The organism is Micromonospora sp. NPDC003241 (assembly GCF_053589795.1).
On the sequence record NZ_JBSFSO010000026.1, the window covers coordinates 17,697 to 31,948 of the forward strand.

At 71.2% G+C, this 14,252-nt stretch carries 13 protein-coding genes; 7 read left to right on the forward strand and 6 right to left on the reverse strand.

Annotated features, from left to right (window positions below; genetic code table 11):
- Positions 1–47: 47 nt before the first annotated feature.
- The 4 genes from ACWDVW_RS20255 to ACWDVW_RS20270 are packed head-to-tail and all read right to left on the reverse strand — an operon-like array spanning position 48 to position 3,494.
- The gene (locus ACWDVW_RS20255) at positions 48–1,457 is read right to left on the reverse strand and encodes an amidase (RefSeq protein ID WP_449951093.1); all 1,410 of its coding nucleotides are present in this window, start codon (positions 1,455–1,457) and stop codon (positions 48–50) included.
- A 16-nt stretch (positions 1,458–1,473) separates the two neighbouring features.
- Positions 1,474–2,616, reverse strand: coding sequence for a cystathionine gamma-synthase (locus tag ACWDVW_RS20260; protein ID WP_449951096.1), 1,143 nt, complete (start codon positions 2,614–2,616; stop codon positions 1,474–1,476).
- Between the two features lie 57 nt (positions 2,617–2,673).
- On the reverse strand, positions 2,674–3,027 hold the full coding sequence (locus ACWDVW_RS20265) for a hypothetical protein (RefSeq protein WP_396740559.1): 354 nt from the start codon (positions 3,025–3,027) through the stop codon (positions 2,674–2,676).
- A gap of 2 nt (positions 3,028–3,029) precedes the next feature.
- Positions 3,030–3,494 (reverse strand): hypothetical protein, encoded by a 465-nt coding sequence (locus tag ACWDVW_RS20270; RefSeq protein ID WP_449951099.1) that lies wholly within the window; start codon positions 3,492–3,494, stop codon positions 3,030–3,032.
- A gap of 87 nt (positions 3,495–3,581) precedes the next feature.
- On the opposite strand from ACWDVW_RS20270, the gene ACWDVW_RS20275 reads away from it, so the two are divergent.
- The 7 genes from ACWDVW_RS20275 to ACWDVW_RS20305 all read left to right on the forward strand — a co-directional run bounded on the left by ACWDVW_RS20275 (position 3,582) and on the right by ACWDVW_RS20305 (position 11,631).
- On the forward strand, positions 3,582–4,004 hold the full coding sequence (locus ACWDVW_RS20275; protein WP_449951102.1) for an HIT family protein: 423 nt from the start codon (positions 3,582–3,584) through the stop codon (positions 4,002–4,004).
- Between the two features lie 73 nt (positions 4,005–4,077).
- A complete protein-coding gene (gene msrA / locus ACWDVW_RS20280) occupies positions 4,078–4,740 on the forward strand; it encodes a peptide-methionine (S)-S-oxide reductase MsrA (protein ID WP_449951105.1) in 663 nt (220 codons plus the stop codon).
- A 251-nt stretch (positions 4,741–4,991) separates the two neighbouring features.
- Positions 4,992–6,776: an N-acetylglutaminylglutamine amidotransferase gene (locus tag ACWDVW_RS20285; protein ID WP_350695656.1), complete on the forward strand. Its 1,785-nt coding sequence runs from the start codon at positions 4,992–4,994 to the stop codon at positions 6,774–6,776.
- Positions 6,777–6,778: 2 nt separating this feature from the next.
- Positions 6,779–8,671 carry an N-acetylglutaminylglutamine synthetase gene (gene ngg / locus ACWDVW_RS20290; RefSeq protein ID WP_449951108.1) on the forward strand — a complete coding sequence of 631 codons (1,893 nt, stop codon included), beginning with the start codon at positions 6,779–6,781 and terminating at the stop codon, positions 8,669–8,671.
- A complete protein-coding gene (locus ACWDVW_RS20295; protein ID WP_131053544.1) occupies positions 8,668–9,858 on the forward strand; it encodes an osmoprotectant NAGGN system M42 family peptidase in 1,191 nt (396 codons plus the stop codon). Before ngg ends, ACWDVW_RS20295 begins: the two co-directional genes overlap by 4 nt.
- A gap of 337 nt (positions 9,859–10,195) precedes the next feature.
- Positions 10,196–11,125: a ribonuclease Z gene (locus ACWDVW_RS20300; RefSeq protein ID WP_449951110.1), complete on the forward strand. Its 930-nt coding sequence runs from the start codon at positions 10,196–10,198 to the stop codon at positions 11,123–11,125.
- Positions 11,122–11,631, forward strand: a complete 510-nt coding sequence (locus tag ACWDVW_RS20305; protein ID WP_449951113.1) for an N-acetyltransferase family protein — start codon at positions 11,122–11,124, stop codon at positions 11,629–11,631. Before ACWDVW_RS20300 ends, ACWDVW_RS20305 begins: the two co-directional genes overlap by 4 nt.
- Before the next feature lie 85 nt (positions 11,632–11,716).
- Here ACWDVW_RS20305 and ACWDVW_RS20310 read toward each other — a convergent pair whose 3' ends face one another.
- On the reverse strand, positions 11,717–12,619 hold the full coding sequence (locus ACWDVW_RS20310; protein WP_449951116.1) for an intradiol ring-cleavage dioxygenase: 903 nt from the start codon (positions 12,617–12,619) through the stop codon (positions 11,717–11,719).
- Positions 12,620–12,834: 215 nt separating this feature from the next.
- Positions 12,835–14,205, reverse strand: coding sequence for a cystathionine beta-synthase (locus tag ACWDVW_RS20315; RefSeq protein WP_350695667.1), 1,371 nt, complete (start codon positions 14,203–14,205; stop codon positions 12,835–12,837).
- Positions 14,206–14,252 lie beyond the last annotated feature (47 nt).

Genomic DNA, 14,252 nt, shown 5'->3' on the forward strand with positions numbered 1-14,252 from the left:
GACCGGGCCGACCTCGTCGGCCGAGCCGCCCGCGTCGGTACGCACGGTCACGCGCTGGCCGGCGACCCCGTTCCGACGCGCGGGTAGCCGGGAGCGTGCCGAGTCCACGGGGCCGCCATCTCGAACTGTCCGGCGACGCCGAGCAGCAGCAGCTCCGACCCGGGCGGCCCGACCAGTTGCACGGCCAGCGGCAACCCGTCCGGGCGGCGGCCCACCGGGACCACCAGAGCGGGCAGGCCGGCGATGTTCCACGGTGCCGCGTACGGGGCGTAACGGATGTTGACCAGCATGTTGGCCCGCCAGGACCGGGCCGACCAGCTCGTGGCCGGCGGCGGTGCGCTGGCCAGCGCCGGGGTGAGCAGCAGGTCGACCGAGTGGTCGGCGAAGAAGCCGATGGACCGCTCACGCCAGGCCGACCGGTCGGCCTCCCGGACGTACCCGCGCCGCCAGGCCCACTCGCCGAACGTGACGTGCCGGCGGCTACGGGGTTGCAGGTCGCGCCGGTCGATGCCGGCGGCCCGCACGTCAGCGGCGGCGGCGGCGAACCAGGTGGCGATGCCCTGCAGACCGAGGGCGGTCGGATAGACCGGGTCGGCCGGGACGGCGTCGTGCCCGGCGGCGGCGAGCAGCCGACCGGCGGCGGCGACCGCGTCGCGGTTCGGTGCGTCCGGCGAGACCCCGCGCACCGGGGAGCGCAGCGACACCCCGACCCGCAGCCGCTGCGGCGGGACCAGCTTCTCCTGGGCCCGGCCGGCGAGCACCTGGAAACCCACCGCCGCGTCGGCGACCGTGGTGGCGAGCATGCCGTGCTCGGTCAGCCCGAACCAGTCCTCCGCACCGAGCTGGCAGGGCACCACGCCCCGGCCGGGCTTCAGGCCGACCAGGCCGCAGCAGGCCGCCGGAATGCGGATCGAGCCGAGACCGTCGTTGCCGTGGGCGATCGGCACCAGCCCGGCGGCGACCGCCGCCGCCGCGCCACCCGACGAGCCGCCCGGGGTACGCCCCAGATCCCAGGGGTTGCGGGTGACCGCGGTGCCGTCGTCGGTCACCCCCCAGAGGCCCAGCTCGGGCATCCGGGTGACGCCGAGGATCACCGCGCCCGCGCCGCGCAGCCGGCGGACCACCTCGTGGTCGGCCTCGGCCACCGGGGTACGCACCGCGGCCGAACCGTTCCAGGTGGGCACCCCGGCCACCGGGGTGTTCTCCTTGACCGCCACCGGCACCCCGGCCAGCGGCAGGTTGCCCAGGTCCTCCTGCTCGTCGACCTTCTCCGCCTCGGTGACCGCCTCCCCGCCGCGTACCGTGCGGAACGCGGCGAGGTCGACGTCGGCCTTCGCGACGTGGTCGAGATGGTCGGCCAGGACCTGGGTGGCGGAGACGTCGCCCCGCCGTACGCCCCGGGCGATCTGTTTGGCGGTCGCCCCGACCCAGGTCGGCATGATGTCCTGCACGGCCACCCTCCCCAGCCAGCGGTCAGCCCAACGCCTGCTCCAGATCGGCGAGCAGGTCTTCGACCGTCTCGATGCCGACAGACAGTCGCACGAGATCGGAGGGAACTTCAAGCGGCGAGCCGGCAGCGCTGGCGTGTGTCATCCGACCCGGGTGTTCGATCAGGGATTCCACCCCACCGAGGGACTCCGCGAGCACGAAGAGTCGGGCCCGGTTGCAGATCTCGACGGCGTGCTCCTCACCCCCGGCCGCCCGGAACGAGATCATGCCGCCGAACCGGCGCATCTGCTTGGCGGCCACCTCGTGACCGGGGTGCGACGGCAGGCCCGGATAGAGGACCTCGGCCACCTTGGCGTGCCCGTCCAGGTAGCCGACGATCCGTTCGGCGTTGTCGCAGTGCCGGTCCATCCGTACCCCGAGGGTCTTGATGCCGCGCAGCGTCAGCCAGGCGTCGAACGGGCCGTTGACCGCGCCCATCGCGTTCTGGTGGTAGCGCAGCTCCTCGCCGAGCCCGGCGTCGGCCGCGATCAACGCCCCACCGACCACGTCGGAGTGGCCGCCGACGTACTTGGTGGTGGAGTGCACGACCACGTCCGCGCCGAGGGCGATCGGCTGTTGCAGGTACGGCGAGGCGAACGTGTTGTCCACCACCAGCAGCGCCCCGGCGTCGTGGGCGACGGCGGCCAGGGTGGCGATGTCGGCGATGCCGAGCAGCGGGTTCGTCGGCGTCTCCAGCCAGACCACCTTGGTGGTGCCGGGCCGGATCGCGGCCCGCACCGCGTCCGGGTCGGAGACCTTCGCCGGGGTGTACGTCAGCCCCCACCGCTGCGCCACCTTGGCGAACAGCCGGTACGTGCCGCCGTACGCGTCGTCCGGGATCACCACGTGGTCGCCGGGGCCGCAGACGGTCCGCAGCAGCGTGTCCTCGGCGGCCAGACCGCTGGCGAAGGCGAGACCGACCGGCCCGCCCTCCAGCGCGGCCAGGCACTCCTGGAGCGCGTCCCGGGTGGGGTTGCCGGAACGGCTGTACTCGTATCCGAGCCGGGGCGCACCGACGGCGTCCTGGGCGTAGGTGCTGGTCTGGTATATCGGTGGGATCACCGCGCCGGTGCGGGCCTCCGGGTCCTGGCCGGCGTGAATCGCGAGCGTCTCGAAGCCGTGGGTCATGACGCAGACGTTAGTCCTCCCCCGCGTCCCAGCCCATGGAACCCGATCGTGGGCCGGTCACTCGGTGGATTTGGGATGTCCCGGTCCCGCCGCCACGATCCACACGATCCGGCGGTCGGGATCCGGGCAGTACCAGATCCGACCGCCTGCCGTCACCTCGTACTGCCACTGCACCAGCGTCTTCCCTCCGACCTCGCGATGCGACAGCCCGCCGCGAAGCCGGTGCTGACGGGCGGGATTCTCCGGATCGACGGGCCGCTCGGTGAGGACGACCCACGCCTCCCAGGTGTTCGACCGGGCGGTCTGACACAGGTGGTCCCAGCCCTTGGCCGCCTCGGACGAGGCAAACCTCGCCTCCCATCCGCCCGGCCGGCCGGGCGGCGCAACGCGGTCCCCTCGCTTGGCCGGCACCCTCACTCCTCCGAAGGGCCGGGCACCGGGCCGTGATCGTCGGACAACGGCTGGGTCAGTTCGCGCACCAGCGCCGGATCGGTGTAGACGGCTGCGGTCGCCTTCCACTCACGAAGAGTCTGCGTCAGCACCGACCATTGCCCCAGGTCGGCCGAGATCCTGGCCGCCGTCGTGAAGTCCGAGATGAACTCCGGTAGATCGACGTCCGGGAGCAACCGCAACCAGGGGAATTCCTCCGCGAGCACGGTGGCAGCCACATCGACGGGAAGGTACACCAGGGCATTGCGGAGGGTGCGGGCCGCCGCGATCGCTCCCTCCCCCGCAGCGATCACCCGGTCCTCCCGAGTGAGCAGCAATGCGGCACCGTCGCGGCGGCGGACCCGGACGTCGCCCGAGTCCGCGAGGGCCGCCACGCTCTTGGGGTCGCGTTGCAGCTCACTCCACTGCACCTCGGTGGTAGTAGCCATGCCTAAATTCTGAACTTTTTCAGACTTCTTAGCAAGTCGAATCAACGCGCCGAGCGGGACACGTGGGTACGGCCATAATCTGAGCCGATGGCGGGATGTGTGTTCTGCGGGATCGTGGCGGGCGAGGTGCCGGCGTTCCGGGTGGTCGACAGCGCCGACGGTGTGGCGTTCCTGGACACCCGTCCGGTGTTCAAGGGACACGTGCTCGTGGTGCCCCGCACCCACCTGGTCACCCTCGCCGACCTGCCGCCGGAGTCACTCGCCGGCTATTTCGGGCTGGTCCGACGGCTCACCGTCGCGGTGGAGAGCGGTCTGGGCGCGGGCGGCACGTTCGTGGCGATGAACAACAAGGTGTCCCAGTCGGTACCCCACCTGCACACCCACGTGGTGCCCCGGACCAAGGGCGACGGCCTGCGCGGCTTCTTCTGGCCGCGTACCCGCTACGCCGACGACGCCGAGGCGACCGCGTACGCCGAGCGTGTGCGGGACGCCGTGCCGGACAGCGCCTGAGCGCGCGCGGGGCGGGTAAGGAAGTGGGGTCCGCCGGTGTTGCACGCGGGGAAGGTACGAAAGGAGTTCCACCGTGTTCCTCCGCAGCATGAAGGCCGAAATGATCTCCCCGGACCGAGCCCTGCCCGGCCGCCCGATCGCGATGCCGGTCGCCGACCGGCACGAGGTGCTCGGGACCCCGCTCAAGGGGCCGTTCCCCGAGGGCTCGCAGGTCGCCGTGTTCGGCATGGGGTGTTTCTGGGGTGCCGAGCGGTTGTTCTGGACCCTCCCGGGCGTCTACACCACCTCCGTCGGATATGCGGGTGGCTACACCCCGAATCCGACCTACGAGGAGGTCTGCTCCGGCGGGACGGGGCACGCCGAGGTGGTCCAGGTCGTCTACGACCCCGCGACGATCAGCTACGAGGACCTGCTCAAGGTCTTCTGGGAGAACCACGACCCGACCCAGGGCATGCGCCAGGGCAACGACGTCGGTACGCAGTACCGCTCGACGATCTACACCACCACCGACGAGCAGTTCGCCACCGCCGAGGCGTCCCGGGAGGCGTTCGCGCCGATCGTGGCCCGCGCGGGCAAGGGCGAGATCACCACGGAGATCAGCCGCCTCGGCGACTACTACCTGGCCGAGGACTATCACCAGCAGTATCTGGCACCCACCAAGAACCCGAACGGCTACTGCAACCACGGCCCGAACGGGCTGAGTTGCCCGGTCGGCGTGGCGCGCACCACCGGCTGACCCTCCAGCGACCGGCTCGCCCGATGGGCGGGCCGGTACGCACCGGGCGCGATGATCCAAATTGCGGCGCTCGTCACAGACCGGCAGCCGGGGCAAGTCGGACAGATATCCGCAGTCGGGCATCTTCTGCCCGCTCTCATCGGCAGATGTCGTCCGGCTGATCGTGCGGGCGCGGATTCTAGCAATGCTGTTACACGACCGTCATGGTCTCAACAGGCGAATCGCAACAACGTCTGGCAGCATTGGCTCGCATGTGCGGACTGGCTGGGGAGTTCCGACGGGACGCGTCGCGTGCCGACGTCGGGACGGTGGAGCGAATGGCCGCCACGATGTGCGACCGGGGGCCCGACGGTGGCGGTGTGTGGGCTCAGGGGCCGGTCGCCCTCGGCCATCGCCGTCTGAAGATCATCGACTTGTCGGCCGCCAGCGGCCAACCCATCGTCGACTCGGCCGCCGGCCTGACCGGCGTCTTCAACGGCTGCATCTACAACTACCGCGAGCTGCGCGCCGAACTGGCGGCCAAGGGCCACCACTTCTTCTCCAGCGGCGACAGCGAGGTGGTCATCAAGGCGTACGCCGAGTGGGGGCTCGACTTCGTCGACCACCTGATCGGCATGTTCGCCGTGGCGATCACCGAACGGGACACCGGCCGCCTGGTGCTGGCCCGGGACCGGCTCGGCATCAAGCCGCTCTACCTCGCCGAGTCGCCCGGCGTGGTCCGCTTCGCCAGCACCCTACCCGCCCTGGTCGCGGGTGGCGGCGTGGACACCACCATCGACCCGGTGGCGCTCGCCCACTACCTCAGCTTCCACAGCATCGTGCCGCCGCCGCGCACCATCCTGCGCGGCGTCACCAAGCTGCCCCCGGCCACCGTCCGGGTCTACGAGCCCGACGGCGCCACCCACGAGCGCGTCTACTGGGACCCGTCCTTCCTGCGCCGGGACGAGCACTCCGGCTGGTCGGAGAAGGACTGGCAGGACGCGCTGCTGGAGTCGCTGACCACCGCCGTACGGCGTCGCATGGTCGCCGACGTGCCGGTGGGCGTACTGCTCTCCGGCGGCCTGGACTCCAGCCTGGTGGTGGCCCTGCTGGCCGGTGAGGGGCAGCGCGGCCTCTCCACCTTCTCGATCGGCTTCGACGCGGTCGGTGGCCGGGAGGGCGACGAGTTCCGCTACTCCGACGTGGTCGCCAAGACCTTCGACACCGACCACCACCAGCTCCGGATCGCCGCCCAGGACCTGGTGCCGCCGCTGGAGGCCGCCGTCGCGGCCATGAGCGAGCCGATGGTCAGCCACGACTGTGTCGCGTTCTACCTGCTCAGCCAGGAGGTCTCCCGGCACGTCAAGGTGGTCCAGTCCGGCCAGGGCGCCGACGAGATCCTGGGCGGCTACCACTGGTACCCGCCGCTGGCGGAGGTCGGTCGCGAGCAGGCTCTCGACACGTACGCCCGGGCCTTCTTCGACCGCGACGCGAGCGGCCTGGCCCGGGTGCTCAACCGGGAGTGGCTCACCGACGCCGACCCGGCGCGGGAGTTCGTCGCCGCGCACCTGGCACGGGCCGGCGCGCAGACCGCCGTCGACGCCGGCCTGCGCCTCGACACGCAGATCATGCTCACCGACGACCCGGTCAAGCGGGTCGACAACATGACCATGGCGCACGGGCTGGAGGCCCGGGTGCCCTTCCTGGATCACGAGTTCGTCGAACTGGCCGCCGCCTGCCCGCCGGAGCTGAAGTTGGCTCAGGGCGGCAAGGGGGTGCTCAAGGAGATCGGCCGTCGGGTGCTGCCACACGAGGTCATCGACCGGCCGAAGGGCTACTTCCCGGTCCCGGGCCTCACCCACCTGGAGGGCAAGCTCCTCGACCGGGTACGGGACGCGCTCTCCGCGCCCGAGGCCCGCCGCCGCGACCTGTTCCGCACCGATTACGTCAACGCCCTGCTCGACGCGCCCAACGCCGAACTGACCCCGTTGAACGGAAACAAGCTGTGGCAACTCGGACTCCTGGAAATGTGGCTCCAGAGCCACGGAATCGACTGACCGTGACCGACACCCTGGCGACCGGGGTGGCCCGGACCGACCGAGGTCGAGGCGCGGGACGACGGTACGAGCGGGTCGGGCCGGGCGGTGATCCGATCGCCGCGAACACCGGCGACGCCACCGACGACGACCGTGCCGGCGGCGACGAGGGCGTCATCCTCGACTGCGGGTGGGGACGGCTGGTCTTCGGCCAGACCTTCGCCGACCAGGCCGCCGTCGCCGACGTGCTGCGCTCCGAGGCGGCCGGCGCCCGGGACATCTGCATCTATCTGCGGGACCCGCACGTGCTGGTCTCCCGGCTGCCCGACGAGCTGTTCATCGACCCGTCGCTGACCTTCCGGCTGCCGCTGGGCGGGACCCGGTCGGGTCCGCGTCGGGCCGACGGGACGAGCGAGGAGGCCGGTAACGCCGACACCCCGGCCGCCGTGAACGGGCGTGGCGAGCTGCCCGGGGTACGCATCCGCCGGCTGCGCGACGCGGCCGACGCGGACGCGGTCAACCGGATCTACGCGGCCAACGGCATGGTCACCGCCCCGGTGGACATCCTGGTCGACAACGCCGCCACGGACCGGTTCCTGCACCTGGTGGCGGAGGCGGCGACCGGTGAGATCGTCGGCACCATCACCGGCGTCGACCACGTGGCGGTCTTCGACGACCCGGACAACGGGGCCAGCCTCTGGTGCCTCACGGTCGACTTCAACCAGGCGCCGCCCGGCACCGGCCAGGCGCTGATCACCGAGCTGGCCACCCGGCTGGTGGCCCGGGGGCGCGCGTACGTCGACCTCTCGGTGCTCGCCGAGAACGCCGGGGCGATCCGGCTCTATGAGCGGCTCGGCTTCTATCGCACCGCCACGCTCTGTGTGAAGCGGAAGAACCCGATCAACGAGCGGCTGTTCCTGCCGGCCATGCCGGCCGGTTACGACGAGCTGAACCCGTACGCGAAGATCGTCGCCGACGAGGCGATGCGCCGGGGCATCCGGGTGGAGGTGACCGACGCGGCCTGGGGTGAGCTGCGGCTGACCAGTGGCGGCCGGACCATCCTCACCCGGGAGTCGCTCTCCGAGCTGACCTCGGCGGTGGCCATGAGCCGCTGCGACGACAAGCGGGTCACCCGTCGCATCCTGACCGAGGCCGGCCTGTCGGTGCCGCGGGGCCGGACCGCCACCGGTGACGCCGCCGACGCCGAGTTCCTGTCCGAGGTGGGTCACCTGGTGGTCAAGCCGGCCCGTGGCGAACAGGGCAACGGCATCACCGTCGGCGTACGCACCGACGAGGCGCTGGCCGCCGCCGTCGAACTGGCCGCCCGGTTCTGTCCCGAGGTGCTGCTGGAGGAGCTGTGCACCGGCGAGGACCTGCGCGTCGTGATGATCGACCACGAGGTGGTAGCCGCCGCCGTACGCCGACCCGCCTCGATCACCGGCGACGGCGTGCACGACATCACCGAGCTGATCGCGCGGCAGAGCCGGCGTCGGGCCGCCGCCACGGGTGGTGAGTCCCGCATCCCGCTCGACGAGATGACCCGGGACGTGGTCGCCGAGGCCGGGTACGCGCTCACCGACGTCCTGCCCGAGGGTCAGGTGCTGGCCGTACGCCGGACCGCGAACCTGCACACCGGGGGCACCATCCACGACGTCACCGGGGAGCTGCACCCGATGATCGCGGAGGCGTGCGTGGCGGCCAGTCGGGCGCTGGACATCCCGGTCACCGGGCTCGACCTGCTGGTACCCGCCCCGGACCGGCCGGAACACGTCTTCATCGAGGCCAACGAGCGGCCGGGGCTGGCCAACCACGAGCCCCAGCCGACCGCCGAACGCTTCGTGGACCTGCTTTTCCCCGGGACTCGGGCACCGCAACGGCTGTGGACCCCGGCCGGTGCGGCACCATCTGGGGCATGACCGTACGCAAGACCACTCCGCTCCCCATCGACCTCGACTATCTGCGTCAGGTGATGGTCGAGCTGTTGGACATCCCGAGCCCGTCGGGGCGCACCGACCACGTGCAGCAGTACGTCGGCGAGCGCCTGTCGGCGCTCGGCATCCCGTCGACGCTGACTCGCCGGGGCGCGCTCAGCGCCTGCCTGCCCGGTCCCCGGGAAACCGGGGCGGACCGGGCGATCGTGGTACACACCGACACGATCGGCGGGATGGTCAAGCGGCTCAAGGAGAACGGTCGGCTGGAGCTGAACCCGATCGGTACACACAGCGCCCGGTTCGCCGAGGGCGCGCACGTCCGGGTCTTCACCGACGACCTGGACCGGGTGGTCACCGGTCAGGTGCTGCCGCTCAAGGCCAGCGGGCACCGCTACAACGAGGCGGTGGACGAGCAGGGCATCGGCTGGGATCAGGTCGAGGTACGCATCGACGAGCCGGTGGAGGACATCGCCGGGCTGCGGGCGCTCGGCATCGACGCGGGGGACTTCGTGGCGTTCCTGCCCAACCCGACCGTCACGCCCAGCGGCTACGTGAAGTCCCGGCACCTGGACGACAAGGCCGGCGTGGCGGCGGTGCTGGCGGCGATGAAGGCGATGGTCGACGCGGGGGTGAAGCCCGCCGTCACCGCGCACCTGCTGGTCACCGTGACCGAGGAGATCGGCCACGGCGCGTCGCACGGGCTCGACCCGGACGTGGCCGAGATCGTCTCGGTGGACGCGGCCGTGGTCGCCCCCGGGCAGCAGTCCCGGGAGAACGCCGCCACCCTGGCGATGGGCGACGGGGTGGGGCCGTTCGACTACCACCTGACCCGCAACCTCGCGGCGATCGCCCGTGAACACGACGTCGACCTGGTCCGCGACGTCTTCGACTACTACCGCTCGGACGTGGCGGCGGCGGTCGAGGCAGGCGCCCACGCGCGGGTGGCCCTGCTCGGCTTCGGTGTCGACGCCACCCACGGGCACGAGCGCACCCACCTGGACGGGCTGCACCACCTGGCCCAGTTGCTCTGCCTCTATCTCCAGAGCGACCTGGTGTTCCCCGAGTGGGACGCCGAGCCGGAGGGTGACCTGGCCGACTTCCCGTCGCTGGCGGTGCAGCCGGCCAGCGCGGACGGCCCCCGCAAGGGCCCGATCGGCATCGCCCAGGACTGACCGGGACGTCCGGCACGGGCCGTCCCGACAGATGTGATCGAAATCCGTTGCCGGTGCGGCCGCCGCTGGATAACGTGGCGGTACACGTGAAAGGAGGTGGTCCAGACTTGTATAGCAATCGGACTCGTGAGGTGGCTGTCCGCTAGCCGCTGTCCTCGACAGTGACCGTCTGTTCCGCAGGCGGGCAGTGACAAGCGTCGAGACCGTGTGGCAGCGGTGCGGCGAATCCACGACAAGCCACCCGACCCCCGGGGTGCCGACTCAGTCCAGTCGGTCCGCGTCCGCGCGGAAACCCCGGGGGTCGCCCTTTGTCCGGGTCCCCTCCCTGGAGGTCGCCGTGTCGATGCGCGAGCTGGTGGTGCTGGGGACGGCCAGTCAGGCACCGACCCGGGCCCGCAACCACAACGGGTACGTGCTCCGCTGGGACGACGAGGTGATCCTCTTCGACCCGGGCGAGGGCAGCCAGCGGCAACTGCTGCACACCACGGTCACCGCCACCGACCTGACCCGGATCTGCGTCACCCACTTCCACGGCGACCACTGCCTCGGCCTGCCCGGCACCATCCAGCGCCTCTCCCTGGACCGGGTCTCGCGGCCGGTGGCGGTGCACTTCCCCGCCGAGGGCGCCGAATACTTCGCCCGACTGCGGCACGCCAGCTCCTTCCACGAGACCGCCGAGCTGGCCGTCACGCCGATCGAGGCGGACGGGCAGCGCATCGCGCTGCGCTGCGGCACGCTGGAGGCCCGCCGACTGCGGCACCCCGTCGACACGTACGGGTATCGGCTGGTGGAGCCGGACGGCTGCCGGATGCTGCCGGAGAAGCTGGCCGCGTACGGCGTCGACGGGCCGGCGGTCGGCGAGTTGCAGCGCGTCGGCCACCTCGACCGGGACGGGCGTCGCGTCACCCGGGAGGAGGTGAGCGTGCCCCGCCCCGGGCAGCGGTTCGCCTTCGTGATGGACACCGGCCTCTGCGACGGGGTGTACGCGCTGGCCGACCAGGCCGACCTGCTGGTGATCGAGTCGACGTTCCTGGAGTCGGAGGCGGCACTCGCCGCCGAGGTCGGGCACCTCACCGCCGGCCAGGCCGCGCGGGTGGCGGCCGAGTCGGGGGTACGCCGACTCGTGCTGACCCACTTCTCCCAGCGCTACGGCGACCCGCTCCGCTTCGCCGAGGAGGCGCGCCGACACTTCGACGGGGACCTGGTGATCGCCGAGGATCTGACCACGGTTCAGGTGCCACCCCGCCGGGTACCCTCGGCTGAGTGACTGTCACGCTGCGTACCGCAACCGTCGACGACCTGATGGCGGTGGGCGCCCTGCACCAGCGTTCACGCGTCGCCGCGTACTCGTCGTTCCTGCCGCCTGAGGCGCTGGCCGACCCCACTCCGGAGGCCATGGGTGCGTACTGGGCCGAACGATGGATCTGGGAACGCGACAGTCACCGGATGATCCTGGCCATGCGGGGCGACACCGTCGCCGGATTCAGCTACTCCGGCCCGGACGACGAGGACGACCCGGACACCGGGCTCCTGTGCGCGATCCACCTGGCTCCCGCCGAGCGCGGCCGGGGCGTCGGCCGGGAGCTGATGGTCGACGCCCTGGCCGGCATGCGTACGCGGGGCTGGCGCCGTGCGGCGCTCTGGGTGCTACGCGAGAACGAGCCGGCCCGTCGCTTCTACGAGCGTGGCGGCTGGTCCCCCACCGGAGTCGAACGCGTCGAGCTGATCGGCACGACGCAGACCCCCCAACTGCGCTACACCCGGCTTCTCTAAGGTGTAAGGAAGGGCACCTTATTAACGCCTCGTGCATAGCAGGGGTCCCTGCTAACAGTCGATCTCACAGCTCCACGACACCGGATCACGCGCCGTCCTGGTCGGCGTCGACTCCGAAGTTGATGACTCCGAGGTAACCGTCACCGTCCTGGCTGACCGTCATCCGCATGCTGTCGGCATAGATGGAGTCGTCGTCGTTGAAAGTGTCCCGCCCGGTGTGTGCCGCGTACGGCTGGCTGGCGTAGACCTCACTGTTCAGCATCTCGTCGAACATCACCTGGGTGGTCAGCACCCGCGAGTTGTCGACGTGCACCATCGCGTGGATGTGGACGGTACGACCCCGGTACCAGCCGGGCCAGATCGTAACGAACTCGACTATACCGTCGGCGTTGGTGACCTGCGCCCCGCGCAGGTACCGCTGGTCGTCGGTCGGGTTCAGATCGGCCATGTCCCCGCCACCGGAGTCGCCCCCGGGAGGGCTGACACCAGGACCTCCACCCCCGGGTGTGCCACTCGGCGGGGTGCCCCCGGGGCCACCATCGGGCGGGGTGCCGCCGCCGGAGGCGCCGTTCGCGCCCGAGGACTGGGCCTCCGCACCCGAGTAGAGACCGGCCGCGTCGCAGTGCCAGATCTCCACCAGCGCATTCGGCAGCGGCCCACACCGCTCGCTGTCTTGCACCCGGATGGCCAGTCGGAGCCGTACGCCCTCGCGGTCCTCCCGGATGTCGCTGCGGATCTTGTCGGCGTCGAAGTAGTACGGCCCTTGGGTGGCGCTCGCCGTCAGCGTGCAGGTGTTCGCGCCGTCGAACAACGCGGTGAGATCGTTCGCGGTGGTCGCCTGTGGGGCCACGGTCTCACCGGTCGAGGTGGTGACGGTGCCGCCGCCCCGGCCGCAGGCTGCCAGCAGGCCGGCCAGCCCGACCGACCCGATCCCGGCGATGATGCGCCGCCGACTGACCCGTTGCCCCTCATGGTGGTCGTACCCCATCTGTTCCTCCCGATCGTTGCCCTGGCAGCGACGATAGAAACGAGAGGTAAGCGTCCGCTTTGGCCCGCTTGTGCAACTGCTGTGCGTCGGCGGACCGCCAGACAACGGTGGAGTCAGACGCCGGGTTGTTGTCCGACGTCCAGCGGGCAACTCTGCGCGTTAGCAGGGGACCCCTGCTATGCACGAGGCGTTAACAAGGTGCCCTTCCTTACACCTCAGCGGGCGCCGAGGTGGGCGAGCAGGTCCTGGCGGGTGAGGACGCCCTTGGGCTTACCGTCGATCAGCACCAGCGCGGCGTCGGACTTCTCCAGCAGGTTCACCGCCTCGCTGACCGGCTGGCCACCACCGATCATCGGCAGCGCCGGCCCCATGTGCCGCTCGATCGTGTCGTGCAGTTGGGCCTGGCCGGTGAAGAGCGCGTCCAGCAGGTCCTTCTCGGCGATCGAGCCGGCCACCTCGCCGGTCACCACCGGCGGCTCGGCCTTGAGCACCGGGAGCTGCGAGACGCCGTACTCGCGCATGTAGTCGACCGCGTCGCGGACCGTCTCGGTGGGGTGCACGTGGACCAGCTCGGGGAGCTGACCGGGCTTGGCGGCCAGCGCCTGCGCCACCGTCGGCTCCGAGCCGGAGTTGTCCAGGAAGCCGTAGCGGGCCATCCAGGCGTCGTTGAAGATCTTGGACAGGTAGCCCCGGCCACCGTCGGGCAGCAGCACCACGACCACGTCGTCCGGTCCGGCGGCGCGGGCCACCTCCAGCGCCGCCACCGCCGCCATCCCGCAGGAGCCGCCGACCAGCAGCCCCTCCTCGCGGGCCAGCCGCCGGGTCATCTCGAAGGACTGCTTGTCCGACACCTCGATGATCTCGTCGGCCACGTCCCGGTCGTAGGTCTCCGGCCAGAAGTCCTCACCGACCCCTTCGACCAGGTACGGCCGGCCGGTGCCGCCGGAGTAGACCGAGCCCTCCGGGTCCGCGCCGATGACCTTGACCTTGCCGCCGGACGCCTCCTTCAGGTAGCGCCCGATGCCGGAGATGGTGCCTCCGGTGCCGACGCCCGCGACGAAGTGCGTGATCCGGCCCTCGGTCTGCTTCCACAGCTCCGGCCCGGTGGTCTCGTAGTGCGAGCGGGGGTTGGCCGGGTTGGCGTACTGGTTGGGCTTCCAGGCGCCGGGGATCTCCCGGGCCAGCCGGTCGGAGACGTTGTAGTACGAGCGGGGGTCCTCGGGCGCGACGGCGGTCGGGCAGACGACCACCTCGGCGCCGTACGCCCGCAGCACGTCCTGCTTGTCCTGGCTGACCTTGTCGGGGCAGACGAACACGCACCGGTAGCCCTTGAGCTGCGCCACCAGGGCCAGCCCGACACCGGTGTTGCCGCTGGTCGGCTCGACGATGGTGCCACCGGGCCGGAGGATGCCGGCGGCCTCGGCGTCCTCGACCATCCGCACCGCGATCCGGTCCTTGACCGAGCCGCCGGGGTTGAGGTACTCCACCTTCGCCAGCACGGTCGCCTGGATGCCCTCGGCGACGGTACGCAGACGTACCAGCGGGGTGTTGCCGATCATCTCGACGACGTTGTCGTAGTACTGCACCTCGTTGTGCCCTTTCCTCCGGCGCCGGCGCCGGAGGCCGGGCGGGT